Annotated in this window: 14 protein-coding genes; 7 read left to right on the top strand and 7 right to left on the bottom strand. The window is 70.9% G+C overall.

What is annotated here, in order from left to right; genetic code table 11:
* The first annotated feature begins 137 nt into the window (after positions 1-137).
* Entirely contained in the window at positions 138-1,049 is a 912-nt protein-coding gene (locus ACZ58N_RS05530) for an SPFH domain-containing protein (protein WP_471155929.1), read from the top strand.
* Positions 1,046-1,339: a type II toxin-antitoxin system antitoxin gene (locus ACZ58N_RS05535; RefSeq protein ID WP_471155932.1), complete on the top strand. Its 294-nt coding sequence runs from the start codon at positions 1,046-1,048 to the stop codon at positions 1,337-1,339. Before ACZ58N_RS05530 ends, ACZ58N_RS05535 begins: the two co-directional genes overlap by 4 nt.
* Positions 1,340-1,388: 49 nt before the next feature.
* Here the strand turns inward: ACZ58N_RS05535 and ACZ58N_RS05540 are convergent, their stop codons facing one another.
* Complete coding sequence (locus ACZ58N_RS05540; RefSeq protein WP_471155934.1) at positions 1,389-2,336, bottom strand: hydrogen peroxide-inducible genes activator; 948 nt, start codon at positions 2,334-2,336, stop codon at positions 1,389-1,391.
* A gap of 135 nt (positions 2,337-2,471) precedes the next feature.
* Between ACZ58N_RS05540 and ACZ58N_RS05545 the strand changes: the two genes are divergently transcribed.
* Positions 2,472-3,026, top strand: a complete 555-nt coding sequence (locus tag ACZ58N_RS05545; RefSeq protein ID WP_281204983.1) for a peroxiredoxin — start codon at positions 2,472-2,474, stop codon at positions 3,024-3,026.
* A 3-nt stretch (positions 3,027-3,029) separates the two neighbouring features.
* Complete coding sequence (locus ACZ58N_RS05550) at positions 3,030-3,569, top strand: alkyl hydroperoxide reductase (RefSeq protein WP_471155936.1); 540 nt, start codon at positions 3,030-3,032, stop codon at positions 3,567-3,569.
* A 57-nt stretch (positions 3,570-3,626) separates the two neighbouring features.
* On the opposite strand, the gene ACZ58N_RS05555 is transcribed toward ACZ58N_RS05550, so the two are convergent.
* From ACZ58N_RS05555 to ACZ58N_RS05575, 5 genes are all read right to left on the bottom strand, one after another.
* A complete protein-coding gene (locus tag ACZ58N_RS05555) occupies positions 3,627-4,316 on the bottom strand; it encodes a hypothetical protein (protein WP_471155939.1) in 690 nt (229 codons plus the stop codon).
* Entirely contained in the window at positions 4,300-5,646 is a 1,347-nt protein-coding gene (locus ACZ58N_RS05560; protein ID WP_471155941.1) for an AI-2E family transporter, read from the bottom strand. The genes ACZ58N_RS05555 and ACZ58N_RS05560 overlap by 17 nt, the downstream gene beginning before the upstream one ends.
* A 123-nt stretch (positions 5,647-5,769) precedes the next feature.
* The gene (locus tag ACZ58N_RS05565) at positions 5,770-6,501 is read right to left on the bottom strand and encodes an aggregation-promoting factor C-terminal-like domain-containing protein (protein WP_471155944.1); all 732 of its coding nucleotides are present in this window, start codon (positions 6,499-6,501) and stop codon (positions 5,770-5,772) included.
* A 412-nt stretch (positions 6,502-6,913) separates the two neighbouring features.
* A complete protein-coding gene (locus ACZ58N_RS05570) occupies positions 6,914-8,230 on the bottom strand; it encodes a PhoH family protein (RefSeq protein WP_281204987.1) in 1,317 nt (438 codons plus the stop codon).
* Between the two features lie 352 nt (positions 8,231-8,582).
* Positions 8,583-9,344: an isoprenyl transferase gene (locus tag ACZ58N_RS05575; RefSeq protein WP_281204988.1), complete on the bottom strand. Its 762-nt coding sequence runs from the start codon at positions 9,342-9,344 to the stop codon at positions 8,583-8,585.
* 127 nt (positions 9,345-9,471) lie between these two features.
* Between ACZ58N_RS05575 and mgrA the strand changes: the two genes are divergently transcribed.
* A complete protein-coding gene (gene mgrA / locus ACZ58N_RS05580) occupies positions 9,472-10,509 on the top strand; it encodes an L-glyceraldehyde 3-phosphate reductase (RefSeq protein WP_471155948.1) in 1,038 nt (345 codons plus the stop codon).
* 142 nt (positions 10,510-10,651) lie between these two features.
* Here the strand turns inward: mgrA and ACZ58N_RS05585 are convergent, their stop codons facing one another.
* Positions 10,652-11,392 carry a prepilin peptidase gene (locus tag ACZ58N_RS05585; protein ID WP_471155949.1) on the bottom strand — a complete coding sequence of 247 codons (741 nt, stop codon included), beginning with the start codon at positions 11,390-11,392 and terminating at the stop codon, positions 10,652-10,654.
* Positions 11,393-11,539: 147 nt separating this feature from the next.
* Here ACZ58N_RS05585 and ACZ58N_RS05590 point away from each other — a divergent pair, with 147 nt between their 5' ends.
* Both ACZ58N_RS05590 and ACZ58N_RS05595 read left to right on the top strand, forming a co-directional pair.
* Positions 11,540-11,920, top strand: a complete 381-nt coding sequence (locus ACZ58N_RS05590; protein WP_471155951.1) for a DUF192 domain-containing protein — start codon at positions 11,540-11,542, stop codon at positions 11,918-11,920.
* A gap of 152 nt (positions 11,921-12,072) precedes the next feature.
* A complete protein-coding gene (locus ACZ58N_RS05595; RefSeq protein WP_281204992.1) occupies positions 12,073-12,699 on the top strand; it encodes an SMI1/KNR4 family protein in 627 nt (208 codons plus the stop codon).
* Positions 12,700-12,902 lie beyond the last annotated feature (203 nt).

Raw genomic sequence — 12,902 nt, forward strand, 5'->3', positions numbered from 1 at the left:
TGAGAATCAGCACCCACTCCAATGGAACCGACGCTCACGATGCCTGAAGGGTTGCGGACTCCGCAAAAACTGATATCACTTTGATAGACGATCCGGCCCGTTCCGACCGGACGCCGCGCACCAAACGGGGGTATTCCATGACAGCGACAACGGGCACGCGACCGAGCGAGGTACGGGAGTTCACGGCGCGCAGCGTCGGCGGCGGGCTGGCCCTGCTGGGCGGACTGCTGGGGGTGGTCGCGGGGGCGGCGGTGATCGTCCTCGGCGCGAACGCCTCGACCGTCGCCGCCCAGGCCTCCCTGATCCTGCTCGGCATCCTCGCGACCCTCCTCTCGATCGTCGCCATGAGCGGGCTCAACACCGTGGCACCGGGCGAGGCCCGGGTCGTCCAGCTGTTCGGCCGCTACCGGGGCACGATCCGCGCGGACGGGCTGCGCTGGGTCAACCCGCTCACCTCCCGCGAGAAGATCTCCACCCGGGTGCGCAACCACGAGACGGCCGTCCTGAAGGTGAACGACGCCTACGGCAACCCGATCGAGCTGGCGGCGGTCGTGGTGTGGCGCGTCGCCGACACCGCGCGGGCCGTGTTCGAGGTCGAGGACTTCACCGAGTTCGTCGAGACGCAGACCGAGGCCGCCGTCCGGCACATCGCGATCGAGTACCCCTACGACTCCCACGACGAGGGCGGCCTCTCCCTGCGCGGCAACGCGGAGGAGATCACCGAGAAGCTCGCCGTCGAACTCGCGACCCGCGTCGAGGCGGCGGGCGTGCACATCATCGAGTCCCGCTTCACGCACCTCGCGTACGCTCCGGAGATCGCCTCCGCGATGCTCCAGCGCCAGCAGGCCGGGGCCGTCGTGGCGGCTCGCAAGCAGATCGTCGAGGGCGCGGTGGGGATGGTGGAACTCGCCCTCACCCGCCTCGCGGAGGAGGACATCGTGGACCTGGACCCCGAGCGGAAGGCCTCCATGGTGTCGAACCTGATGGTGGTGCTCTGCGGTGACCGCGCGGCCCAGCCCGTCATCAACACGGGCACCCTCTACCAGTGAGCCCCGCAGGCGGCGCCCGTCCCGGCCGCGAGCCGGACGGGGCGGAGCCGGACGGGACGGCGCCGGGGCGGCAGCCGCGGACCGCGAGGCCGGAGCGCAAGCAGGTGCTGCTGCGCCTGGACCCCCAGGTCCACGACGCCCTGGCCCGCTGGGCGGGGGAGGAACTGCGCAGCGCGAACGCGCAGATCGAGTTCCTGCTCCGCAGGGCCCTGTCCGACGCCGGCCGACTGCCGGGCGGGGCCGCCCCGATCAGACCGCGCGGTCGCCCGCGCAACAACCCGGAGCCCTGACGGCCCCACGGCCGGAGCCCCGACGGGTGCACCGCCGGGGCACGGGCCGTCAGTCGGTGGGCCACACCGGAAGCGGGCGCACCGCCCCGCGCAGGGCGCCCGCGATGGCCCGGAACTCCTCCTCCCGGGCCGTTCCGGTACGGATCGCCAGGGCGATCCGCCGCGAGGGGGCGGGCTCGGCGAAGTACCCCGTCGACAGGTGTTCGTTGCGGGCGGTCTCCAGCCGCAGCGCGGTGCGCGGCAGCAGGGTCACCCCCAGTCCCCCGGCGACCAGTTGTACGAGTGTGGACAGTCCGGCCGCGGTCGTGGTGACGTCCGCGCCGACGGTCCGCCCGGCGTCGCGGCAGATGTCCAGGGCCTGGTCCCGCAGGCAGTGCCCCTCGTCGAGCAGCAGCAGCTGGAGCCCGCGCAGCTCCTCGCGGGGGATGTCCCGGCGCCCGGCGAGCGGGTGGTCGCGGGGGGCGAGCAGCACGAAGTCCTCGTCGAACACGGGCAGTTCGGTGACCCCAGGGACACCCAGCGGGACGGCGAGCAGCAGCAGGTCCAGCCGGCCGCCCGAGAGCCCCTCCAGCAGCGTGGCCGTCTGCTCCTCGTGCACCTGGAGGTCCATCCCCGGGTAGCGGCGCTGGAACAGGCCCAGGACGGTCGGCAGCAGGTACGGGGCCACCGTGGGGATCACGCCGAGCCGCAGGACCCCGGTGAAGGGGGCCCGTACCGCCTCGGCCTCCTCCAGCAGCCCGCCCATCGCGTCGAGGACGCCCCGAGCCCGCAGCGCGATCCGCTCGCCGGCCGGGGACAGCAGCACCTTGCGGGTGGTGCGCTCCAGCAGCCGCACCCCGAGGGCCTCCTCCAGCGCGGACACGGCCCCGGACAGTGCGGGCTGACTCATTCCGATCGCCGCGGCGGCGTCCCGGAAGTGCAGGTGCTCCGCCACCGCCGCGAAGGCGCGCAGCTGCGCCAGCGTCGGCTGCTTCGGTCCTCTACTACTGACAGCCACTGATAGGTACCTCCGATCACCCGACACAAGACTAGCTATTTCCGTAATCAATGCAGCTGTGCCAGCATGTGAGATCCGTCCAACCCCTTCGGAAAGCCCCCAAAAGGGTCACTTTCCATTTCGCAAGGAGAGTTCGTGCTCACTGTCGGTGACAAGTTCCCCACCTACGATCTGACCGCCTGCGTCTCGCTCGAAGCGGGCAGCGAGTTCGCTCAGATCGACCACAAGACCTACGAGGGCAAGTGGCGCGTGGTGTTCTTCTGGCCGAAGGACTTCACCTTCGTCTGCCCGACCGAGATCGCCGCCTTCGGCAAGCTGAACGACGAGTTCCTGGACCGCGACGCGCAGATCCTCGGCGTCTCCGGCGACTCCGAGTTCGTCCACCACGCCTGGCGCAAGGACCACGCCGACCTGCGTGACCTGCCCTTCCCGATGCTGGCCGACTCCAAGCACGAGCTGATGCGCGACTGCGGCGTCCAGGGCGCCGACGGCTTCGCGCAGCGCGCCGTCTTCATCGTCGACCAGAACAACGAGATCCAGTTCACGATGGTGACCGCCGGTTCCGTGGGCCGTAACCCCAAGGAGGTCCTGCGGGTCCTCGACGCCCTGCAGACCGACGAGCTGTGCCCCTGCAACTGGACCAAGGGCGAGACCACCCTCGACGCCGGCGCGCTGCTGGCCGGTGAGTGACGGATGTCCCTCGACACCCTGAAGTCGGCCATACCGGACTTCGCCAAGGACCTGAAGCTGAACCTCGGTTCGGTCATCGGCAACCAGGACGCCCTCACGCAGCAGCAGCTGTGGGGCACCGTCCTGTCCTGCGCCATCGCGGCCCGCTCCCCGCGCGTCCTGCGTGAGCTGGAGCCGGAGGCGAAGGCCGCGCTGACCCCGGAGGCGTACGCCGCCGCGAAGTCGGCCGCCGCCATCATGGCGATGAACAACGTCTTCTACCGCACGCGCCACCTGCTCTCCGACCCGGAGTACGGGACGATGCGCGCGGGCCTGCGGATGAACGTCATCGGCAACCCCGGTGTCGAGAAGGTCGACTTCGAGCTGTGGTCGCTCGCGGTCTCCGCGATCAACGGCTGCGGCCAGTGCCTGGACTCGCACGAGCAGGTCCTGCGCAAGGCCGGCGTCGACCGGGAGACGGTCCAGGAGGCCTTCAAGGTCGCCTCGGTGATCCAGGCCGTCGCCGTCACCCTCGACGCGGAGGCGACCCTCGCCGCCGAGTGACCGCCGCCTCACGCGTAGGGGCCCCCGCAGCCTTCCCGGCTGCGGGGGCCCTTTCGTTCACTTCTTGAGCCGGGTCATCAGGGCCCGGGCGTCCTCGATCAGGGCGGCGGCGAGGGCGTCCTCGTCGGGCTGCGCGTCGGGGGCGACGTCGCTCCCCGCGGTGTGCCATTCCAGTGCGATCGTGAAGACCGCGCCCCCGTCGAGGACCTGGATCCGGGGAGCCATGACGTGCCGGAAGAGCAGCGCCCGCTCCCCCAGCCCCGGCACTTCCTGCACCTCGCCGGGTTCGTTCGCCATCCGTGCGTCGAGCCCGGGGCCGGCTCCGAACTCGGTCCCCGGGTCGGTCCGCCCGTGCAGTTCGACGAGCACGTGGCCGAAGTAGCTGATCCTCTCCTCCTCCCAGCCGCTGGAGAAGGAGCAGAACGACCAGTCCAACGCCGGGTTCCGCGTCTGCCGCTTCGGCCCGCGGTCCAGGTCGCCGGCGAACCCGGAGAGGGCCTTCAGCTCGGCGTCCTTGCACAGGTCCTCGGAGTGCCGGTAGGCGAGCGGCGGACCGTCGGCGAATCGATCCTGCACGGCCAGGACCCCCGCCCACACCGCGGAGGCCACCAGCGCCCCGCCCAGGGCCCACCACCACGGCCTGCGGGGTGCCTTCGGCCCGGCTCCGCCCTCGGCCTCCAGGAACCGCGCGACCTCGGCCGGTCGCTCCGAGGTCCAGTTCCCTTCGAGCTCAGGCTCGCTGATCATCCCCGGCCTCCCGTACGGCCACTTCGACCGCGGTCGCGCCGTGCGGCCCGGGGCCGCTCAGGGCCGGGATCCCGCGCTGTTCGCGGGAGTACGCCTTCAGGTAGCCGACCACCGTGTTGGTGACGGCGGCCAACGGTACGGCGACCACCGCTCCGCCGATGCCCGCGACCATCCCGCCGGCGGCCACCGCCAGCACCACCGCGAGCGGGTGGACCCGTACGGCCCGACCGAGGATGAAGGGCTGCAGGACGTGCCCCTCGATCTGCTGCACCGCCAGCACCACGAGGACGACCATCAGGGCGGTGAACGGGCCCTCGGTCACCAGCGCCACGACCACCGCCAGCGCCCCGGAGATCACGGCGCCGACGAGCGGGATGAAGGCGAACAGGAAGATGAACACGGCCAGCGGCACGGCCATCGTCACGTTGAGGAAGTAGAGCCCGAGGCCGATGAAGACGGCGTCGATGAGCGCGACGAGCACGGTGCCGCGCACGTACGCCGTCAGCGTGCGCCAGGCGCGCGGACCGGCGCCCGCGACTCCGGGACGGGCCGCGGCGGGAACCAGGCCCAGGACCCAGGTCCAGATCTTCTTGCCGTCGTAGAGCAGGAAGAGCGTCGAGAACATCGCGAGCAGCATGCCCGTCATGACCTCGACGAGCACCGTCACGCCCTGCAGGCCGGCGGAGGTGATCTCCTCGGTGTTGGTGCCGATGGTCTCGCTGAGGTTCTTCGCGATGTCGTTGATCTGCTTCTCGGTCACGTGGAACGGACTGTCCAGTGCCCAGGTCTTGAGTTCGTTGATGCCTTCGCGAAGCCGGTTCGAGAGGTCGTCGAGGTTGTCCATGACCTGCCAGACGACGAACCAGCCGACCAGTCCGATCACCACGAACCCGAGGATCGCGGTCACGGCGGTGGCCAGTCCGCGCGGCAGCCCCAGCCGGCGGAGGCGGACCACGAACGGCTGGAGCAGGGCGGTCACCAGCATGGCGGCGGCGAAGGCGAGGACGACCAGGCGCACTTCGCTGATCACCCGCATCAGCACCCACAGCAGGCCGGCGAGCAGCAGCAGCCGCCAGCTGGCCTCCGCGGCGACGCGCACCCCCCAGGGGATGACGCTGACCGGGTCGGGCCGCTCCGGAGCCCCGCCCGGGCCCTTACCGGTGCGGGCGGGCGCGGCGCCCGCGTCGGCGGTCACCGCGGGGGCGGGCAGCGGCGGTTCGCCGACGCCCTCGGCCTCGGCCTCGACCTCGGCACGCCGTTCGTCCAGGCGTGCCTCCATCCGGCTGAGCCTGCTCCCGAGCCGGCCGAGCCAGCCTGCCGTCTTCGCCATGTCGTTCCCTTCCCCCCGCCCACCGCGTCGGCGTGCCCCGTGCGGCCGCGCCCCGCACGACCGTACACGCGAGCAGCCCCGCACCGTAGGACGGTGCGGGGCTGCTCGGGGGTCGGGCGGACCCTAGTACCAGTTGTTGGCCTGCCAGAAGCTCCAGGCGCCGCAGGGGCTGCCGTAGCGCTCGTTCATGTAGTTCAGGCCCCACTTGATCTGGGTGGCCGGGTTGGTGCGCCAGTCGGCGCCGGCCGAGGCCATCTTCGTACCGGGGAGCGCCTGGACCAGACCGTAGGCGCCCGAGGAGGCGTTGACGGCCTTGTAGTTCCAGGTGGACTCGTGGTTGATGATGTTGGAGAAGCACTGGAACTGCCCCGCCGGGACCATCTGCTGGGCCATGGCCTTGACCTGGGCGACCGTGTAGGAGCCCTGGACGGGGAAGTCGGCCGAGTCGCGGGACGCGGACCGGCTGGCGATCTCGCCCTCCTCCTCGCGCTCCGCCTTGGCCTTGGCCTCCAGGTCGGCCTTTTCCTTGTCCTTCTTCGCCTTGTCGGCCTTCTCGGCCTCGGCCTTCTTGGACTTGGCGTCCTCGGCGGCCTGGACGCGAGCGGCCTCCTCCGTCGAACGCTTGGCGTCGGTGTCGGCGGCGTGCGCGATGGTGTCGGCCTGCTGCGCGAGGGTGGCGCTCTGGACCTGTGCCTGCTCGTCGACCGGGATTTCAGCGAGGAGGGTCGCGCCGGAGGCGGTCGTTTCGAGGTCATTCGAGGAGGGGTCGCCGGTGGCAACGCCCACGACTGCGCCAACGGTGGTGACCGCGGTGGCCGAAGCCACTGCGAAACCCCGAACCGAGATCCGGTTCACACGGTGTCCTTCCAGCAGCGTCCGCAGTGACCGCGCGGGCGCAAGAGTGCCCTCGACACTGGCCTCCGTGGTGGTGCGGTCACTGGAGGCGCGGGCCCGTGGGCAACTCCCCTGGGGAAGTCGCCGCGTGAAGCTCGGGCGGCATACGGCCAACGGTTCTGGAGTTGTGGTGCTGCGCGTACCTCACGAGAGGTACAGGTGTGCCGTATGCGGGGCCTGACGGGAAACAGACTCTGCCGGACCCCGACGCCGCAGGGCAATTCTGCGTTGCGTGGGAAAGGTCACACCTGGCATGCGGTAGCTGTTTGCGACAAAGGGCTGTGCAGCGCGACGCCGCCCGGCTAGGCTCTGGGCCTTTTGCCGGGCGGCGTCAACTCGTGCTGCGGTTATGGGGCTTTTGGCCCGTTGCGGATCAGAGTGTCTCCAACATCTCGGTGACCAGCGCGGCGATCGGGGAGCGCTCGGAGCGGGTCAGCGTGATGTGCGCGAACAGCGGATGCCCCTTCAGCTTCTCGACGACGGCGACGACTCCGTCGTACCGGCCGACCCTCAGGTTGTCCCGCTGTGCGACGTCATGGGTCAGTACGACCCGGGAGTTGGCGCCGATCCGGGAGAGCACCGTCAGGAGCACGTTGCGTTCCAGGGACTGCGCCTCGTCCACGATCACGAAGGCGTCGTGCAGCGAACGGCCGCGGATGTGCGTGAGCGGCAGGACCTCCAGCATGCCGCGGTTCAGCACTTCCTCGATGACCTCGCGCCCGGCGACGGCCGAGAGGGTGTCGAAGACCGCCTGCGCCCAGGGACTCATCTTCTCGGAGGCGTCACCCGGCAGGTAGCCGAGGTCCTGGCCGCCGACCGCGTACAGCGGCCGGAAGACCATCACCTTCTGGTGTTGCCGCCGTTCCAGTACGGCCTCCAGGCCGGCGCACAGGGCCAGCGCGGACTTTCCGGTGCCGGCCCGGCCGCCCATGGAGAGGATCCCGATCTCCGGATCGAGCAGCAGGTCGAGGGCGATGCGCTGCTCGGCGCTGCGACCGTGCAGCCCGAAGGCCTCGCGGTCGCCCCGTACGAGCTTGACGTTGCCGTCGGCCGTGACCCGGCCCAGTGCCTTGCCGCGCTCCGACTGGAGCACCAGTCCGGTGTGGACGGGCAGCTCGGCCGCCTCCGGGACGTACAGGCGCTCCTCGGAGAAGAGGAGGTCCACCTGTTCGCCGGAGAGGGCGAGCTCGCTCATGCCGGTCCAGCCGCCGTCGGTGATGGCGAGTTCGGCGCGGTACTCCTCCGCGAGCAGGCCCACGGACGAGGCCTTGATGCGCAGGGGAAGATCCTTCGACACGACCGTGACGTCGTAGCCCTCGGCCTGGAGGTTGCGGGCGACCGCGAGGATCCGCGAGTCGTTGTCCCCCAGCCGGAAGCCGGCCGGCAGGACGCCCGGGTCGGAGTGGTTGAGCTCGACGCGCAGGGTGCCGCCCAGATCGCCCAGCGGGATGGGGGCGTCGAGGCGTCCGTACCGGACCCGGAAGTCGTCGAGCAGGCGCAGGGCCTGGCGCGCGAAGTAGCCGAGTTCGGGATGGTGCCTCTTTGCCTCCAGCTCGGTGATCACCACGATCGGGAGCACGACCTCGTGCTCGTCGAAGCGGGAGATCGCGTTGGGGTCTGCCAGCAGGACGCTGGTGTCGAGGACGTAGGTCCGCCTGTCGGGCAGGCGGCGCTTTGTGCTGGTCACCACGGAAGGACGTACCCCCTCGGAAGAGGTCGGGCCATGAAGACCGGACCGGTCAACGGCGCCAATGCGCGGGCCGTGTTCCGGCCCTCCAATCCGACCGTGCGAACCGCACGCGCGTCCTGGTGCAAAGGGCCTCCCGGGCGGACGGCCCTGTGCCGTCCGCTGAGACTCGACACCCGTGGATCGGACGTCGACCTGCCAGGGTTATGCCCTCGAACATGCGCGGCCATGCCATGGCATATGACGGACGCTGGGTGAACCCCTGGTGAAGGCCTTGCGCGGGGGACGAACGGGGGCAGAGGGGATACCGGCGCTCCGAGGGGGCATCGGTCGCCGGAATTCCGGCCCCGGGAAGTCAGCTGCCGTAGCGCCGGTGCCGGGCCGCGTAGTCGCGCAGCGCGCGCAGGAAATCGACCTTGCGGAAGGCCGGCCAGAAGACCTCGCAGAAGTAGTACTCCGAATGCGCGCTCTGCCACAGCATGAAACCGGACAGACGCTGCTCACCGCTGGTGCGGATCACCAGGTCCGGGTCGGGCTGGCCGCGGGTGTAGAGGTGCTCCGAGATGTGGTCGATGTCCAGGATCTCGGCGAGCTCCTCGATGGAGGTGCCCTTCTCGTGGTGCTCCAGCAGCAGGGAGCGGACCGCGTCGGCGATCTCCTGGCGCCCGCCGTAGCCGACGGCGACGTTGACGAGTATCCCGTCGACGTCGTGCGTGGCCTGCTCGGCCTCCTTGAGCACGGACTGCGTCCGCGAGGGCAGGATGTCCAGGTTCCCCACGTGGTGGACGCGCCAGCGGCCGTCCGCCGCGAGGCCCCGGACCGTGTTCTCGATGATGTTCAGCAGCGGGCGGAGCTCGACCTCGGGCCGGTCCAGGTTGTCCGTGGAGAGCATCCACAGGGTGACGACCTCGACGTCCGTCTCGGTGCACCAGCCCAGCATCTCCGAGATCTTGTCGGCCCCGGCCTGGTGGCCCTGCTCCGTCGTGCCTCCGGACGCCTTGGCCCAGCGCCGGTTCCCGTCCAGGATGACGCCGATGTGCTTCGGCGACGCGTCATGGTCGAGGCGGCCTTCCACCCGGCGTGCGTAGAGCCTGTACACCAGGTCGCGCAGCTTCACGATCTTCGAGCCCCTCCGTGCAATGCCCCCGAGCGAATTGCGGTCTCCCCCGAGGCGGCCACATTACTGCGCGGTGGGATGGGGTACCCAACTCGGTCTGTCACAAGTCCGTGATAGGGAGGACATCGTGACTGATACCAATCCCTATCGGGCAGAGCCCTCGCGCTACGACTCCATGGAGTACCGCCGCACCGGCCGCAGCGGCCTCAAGCTCCCCGCCGTCTCCCTCGGCCTCTGGCACAACTTCGGCGACGACGCGTCGCTGGAGAACCAGCGGGCGATCCTGCGCCGGGCCTTCGACCTCGGCGTGACCCACTTCGACCTGGCCAACAATTACGGCCCGCCCCCGGGCTCGGCCGAGCTGAACTTCGGCAAGATCTTCGCGCAGGACTTCGCGGCGCACCGCGAGGAACTGGTGCTCTCCACCAAGGCCGGCTACTTCATGCACGCCGGTCCGTACGGCGAGTGGGGCAGCCGCAAGTACCTGCTCGGCTCGCTCGACGCCTCCCTGAAGCGGATGGGCGTGGACTACGTCGACGTCTTCTACTCGCACCGCTTCGACCCGGAGACCCCGCTGGAGGAGACCATGGGCGCACTCGCGTCCGCGGTCCAGCAGGGCAAGGCGCTGTACGTCGGCGTCTCCTCGTACACCGCGGAGCAGACGGCCGAGGCGGCCCGGATCCTGACGGGCATGGGCGTGCGGCCGCTGATCCACCAGCCCTCGTACTCCATGATCAACCGCTGGACGGAGGAGGACGCGCTGCTGGACACCCTGGAGGAGGCCGGCATGGGCTGCATCTCCTTCGCGCCGCTCGCCCAGGGGCTCCTGACGGGCAAGTACCTGAAGGACATCCCGGCGGGCTCGCGGGCCACCCAGGGCAAGTCCCTGAACCCGGCGCTGCTGTCGGAGGACGTCGTCCGGCGCCTGAACGGTCTGAACGAGATCGCCGCGCGGCGCGGGCAGTCGCTGGCGCAGTTGGCGCTCAAGTGGGTGCTGCGGGACGACCGGATGACCTCGGCCCTGATCGGTGCGTCGAGTGTCCGTCAGTTGGAGGAGAACGTGGCCGCGTTGGCGGCGGCGCCTTTGTCGGAGCAGGAGTTGAAGGAGATCGACTCCTTCGCCGTCTCCACCCCCGGCACCAACATCTGGGCCCAGCGCGGCTGACCTGCGGCGATGACGCACAACTGAGGTGCGGACGCGGAAAACAAAAAACGGGCCGGTCCGTGGGGGGGATACGGACCGGCCCGAGGGGGGGGTTCCACCATAACCCTTCGTAAAGCATGCTGCGTGCATCGGCGCGAAATGATTACGCTCCGAATCCGCCCAGCAGCACTCCGGTGAGCGCTCCGGCCGTCATGAAGGGTCCGAAGGCGAATCCCTGCTTGCGGGTGGCGCGGCCCCTCAGCAGCAGGCCGAGCCCGTACAGGGCGCCGTAGAGGAAGCCCAGGAACGCGCCGACCATCCATACCCCCCACCCGTACCACCCAAGAGCGACCCCCAGCGGGAGCGCCAGCTTGACGTCGCCGAGGCCCATCCCGGCCGGGTTGATCAGGAACAGCACCAGGTACGCGGCCCCGAGTGCGGCCCCGCCCAGCAGCGCGAGCCGCCACGAGCCCGCGGCGCCGGGGAGCAGGGCCGCGCCGCCCAGGAGCGCGGCGGCGGCTCCGGCGAGCGGGAGGGTCAGTACGTCGGGGAGCCGGTGCACGGCGAGGTCGACGAGGGCCAGCAGGACCAGGACGGGTGCGAGGGCGACGTAGACCGCCGCCTCGGGGCGGGGCGCCAAGGCGCCGGCGAGGGCGGCGCAGGCCGCCGCGGTGACGGCGGCGGCCGTGACGGCCCCGCGCCGGGCGGGCCCGTACCGGTGCTGCCGGAGGCCGGCGGGGCGGCAGCGGGCGGGGCCCAGCCAGCCGGGGATCGGATGCCCGTCGGGACAGTGCGCCCGCCAGGACGTCTGCGGCGGCACGGAGAGCCGGTAGGCGGCGCGGGGCAGCAGGAGCCCGGCGGCGGCGCCGTAGGAGGCGGCGAGGATGGCCGCGAGGATGCCCATGCCGCGACCGTAGGCGGTGGCGGCGCGCGGCGGGGAGGGCCCGTCGACCCCATGCCCCCTCACGCCACGGACCCGGCCCCGGCCCCGGCTCCACGCGCGGGCGCCGCCGCCCTGGCCCCGCGGCCCGCGACCCGGCAAGGTGGCCGCATGGGGAAGTGGTCGGACGGATACGGGACGCTGCGGGCCGGGGACGTGACGGTGCCGCTGGAGGTGGCCGCCTCGTACGGGGCGCGCACGCGGGGGCTGCTGGGGCGCGACGGGATCGAGGGGGCCATGCTGCTCGCGCCCGCGGCGAGCGTGCACACCTTCCGGATGCGCTTCCCGATCGACGTGGCGTACCTGGACCGGCGCTTCGGGGTCCTCGCGGTCCGCACCATGGTCCCGGGCCGGCTCGGCCTGCCGCGCCCGCGCGCCCGGTACGTCCTGGAGGCGGAGGCGGGTGCGATGCGACGGTGGGGCGTGGGCGCGGGCTCCCGCGTCGAACTCACCGGGCCCGAAGGGCTCCGCACGGCCCCGCACGACGCCTGAACCGGACCGGGAGAGCTCCGTACGCCCCGTACGGCCGTCCGGCGCGGCCGGGGTCGACGTCCCACCGGGCGGGATCACGGCGACAGGAGCTGGGGCCCCGGGCTCACTGGCGGTAGGTTGGGGCGGTTGAGCTGGGGTGGCAGGGGAGCGGCATGAGCGGCATGACGGAGAACGCGCACATCAAGGCGCTGGAGCAGATCATGCCGGCGACGCACGGCGCCGACGAGGACATCGACTGGCAGGCGGCGGAGGCCGTCTGGGGGACCCGGTTCCCGGCCGATTACGTGGCCTTCATGGGGCGGTTCGGCGCGGGCTCCATCAACGGCGAGGCCAGCGTGCTGCTGCCGTTGCCCAAGCCGGGGTTGCAGTGGGACCCGGCGGAGATGGCCGAGGAGACCGGCAACGCCCGTCAGGTGTGGGAGGTCGAGGGCGGCCGGGCCGCCTTCGACGTGGATCCCGAATCGATCATCGCGTGGGGGGTCACGGGCGGGTCCGACATCCTGTGCTGGCTGACCTCCGACCCCGACCCGGACCGGTGGCCGGTGCTGGTGGTCGGGCGGCACACCGCCGACTCCTTCGCGGTCCACCCGTACGGCATGGCCGAATTCCTGTTGCTGCTGTGCTCCGACGAGTTCGACGTGAGCCCCGTCAGCATCACCTTCTGGGACGCGGGCCATCTGAGCTTCGTGCACTGGCGCAAGGCCCAGCGGCGTTGGCAGGAGGGCCGCAATCCCGAAACGGGCGAGCCCGACCCGTACGCGGGCGAGTTCGCCGACTGATTCCTTCAGGACACCCACAGCCCGTTTCCATGGCCGGAAACGGGCTTTTTGGCATGTCTACGCGCGTCCAATTCCCCAATCCCCTATCGGAAAACACCATCGAGAAATCCACTGTTTGGAGCATTGGACATAACTTCCGACCCAATGGAATCAGCCACCCGGTGGACAGGAGAGAATTCCGGCCAACGGGCCACGGCGGGACA

The sequence above is a fragment of the Streptomyces sp. NPDC040432 genome (genome assembly GCF_055595445.1).